Annotated in this window: 1 protein-coding gene; it reads right to left on the bottom strand. The window is 68.5% G+C overall.

Going from position 1 to position 1,635, the window contains the following annotated elements; translation table 11 throughout:
- Positions 1–273: 273 nt before the first annotated feature.
- Positions 274–1,635: AAA family ATPase (locus AB0M08_RS47465; protein WP_364508949.1), on the bottom strand; the 1,362-nt coding region annotated here is incomplete at its 5' end.

The following is a 1,635-nucleotide window of genomic DNA, read 5'->3' as shown; positions in this document are numbered from 1 at the left end:
ACCGTGGTGGCGCCGTGGCAGGAGTACTGGACGGACACCGAGTTCGGGAAGCGGGGGGAGGCGTGGGCGCCGGAGGTGCACTACGTCCGGGGGAATTGGTACATCGTCGCTCCGACCGGCTGACGCGCCCTGGTCCGCCGGCTCACCGCTCGCGGGGTACCGCCCGGCCGGTCCACGAACGAGCCCTGGCAGGCGGAGCCGACGATCCGCGGGCGGCGAGTGTTCGGGTGGGCGCCCCGTCACGGGGGCGTGCGCGTGGGGTGGGGCGCGGGGCTAATCGGCGGGCACGGCGACTCCCGCCTGGAAGGTGAGCTTGGACGTGGTCACGTTCGCCGGGTCGCCGTCGCAGTCGACCGTCACGACCTGGCCGGGCTGCAGGGAGCTGAACAGGATCTGCTCGGAGAGCGCGTCCTCCAGGTCGCGCTGGATCACCCGGCGCAGCGGGCGGGCACCCATCACCGGGTCGAAACCCTTGTTCGCCAGGTAGAGCTTGGCGTTGTCGGTCAGCTCCAGGCCCATGTCGCGGTTGCGGAGCTGGGTCTCGATGCGGGTGGCGAAGATGTCGACGATCTGCAGGATCTCGGGTTCGCGCAGCTGGTGGAAGACGATCGTGTCGTCGATGCGGTTCAGGAACTCGGGGCGGAAGTGCCGTTTGAGCTCGTCGTTCACCTTGGTCTTCATCCGGTCGTAGTTGGACTCGGTGTCCTCGGACGCCTGGAAGCCCAGCGACACCACCTTGGCCACGTCCCGGGTGCCCAGGTTGGTGGTCAGGATGATCACCGTGTTCTTGAAGTCGACGACGCGGCCCTGGCCGTCGGTCAGGTGGCCGTCCTCGAGGATCTGCAGCAGCGTGTTGAAGACGTCCGGGTTGGCCTTCTCGATCTCGTCGAAGAGCACCACGCTGAACGGCTTGCGGCGAACCTTCTCGGTCAGCTGGCCACCCTCGTCGTAGCCGACGTAGCCGGGCGGCGCGCCGACCAGGCGGGACACGGTGTAGCGGTCGTGGAACTCGGACATGTCCAGCTGGATCAGCGCGTCCTCGCTGCCGAACAGGAATTCCGCGAGCGCCTTCGACAATTCGGTCTTTCCGACACCCGAGGGCCCGGCGAAGATGAAGGACCCCGACGGCCTCTTAGGATCCTTCAACCCCGCTCTGGTACGCCGGATCGCCTTGGAGACGGCCTGGACGGCGTCCTCCTGCCCGATGACCCGCTTGTGCAGTTCGTCCTCCATCCGGAGCAGCCGGGTGGTCTCCTCCTCGGTCAGCTTGTAGACGGGGATGCCGGTCCAGTTGGCGAGCACCTCGGCGATCTGGTCCTCGTCGACCTCGGAGACCACGTCGAGATCGCCGGCCTTCCACTCCCGTTCGCGCTGCGCCCGGCGGTTGAGCTGCTGTTTCTCGTCGTCGCGGAGCTGGGCGGCGCGCTCGAAGTCCTGCGCATCGATCGCGGACTCCTTGTCGCGGCGCACCTGGGCGATGCGGTCGTCGAAGTCACGCAGGTCCGGCGGCGCGGTCATCCGGCGGATCCGCATCCGCGCGCCGGCCTCGTCGATCAGGTCGATCGCCTTGTCCGGCAGGAACCGGTCCGAGATGTACCGGTCGGCCAGCGTCGCGGCGGCGACCAGGGCCGCGTC

Origin of the sequence: Actinoplanes sp. NPDC051851, assembly GCF_040681165.1 — a bacterium.
Classification (GTDB): domain Bacteria; phylum Actinomycetota; class Actinomycetes; order Mycobacteriales; family Micromonosporaceae; genus Actinoplanes.
The sequence above is the reverse complement of the archived record's forward strand: the minus strand, read 5'-3'. Positions and strand labels throughout refer to the sequence as shown.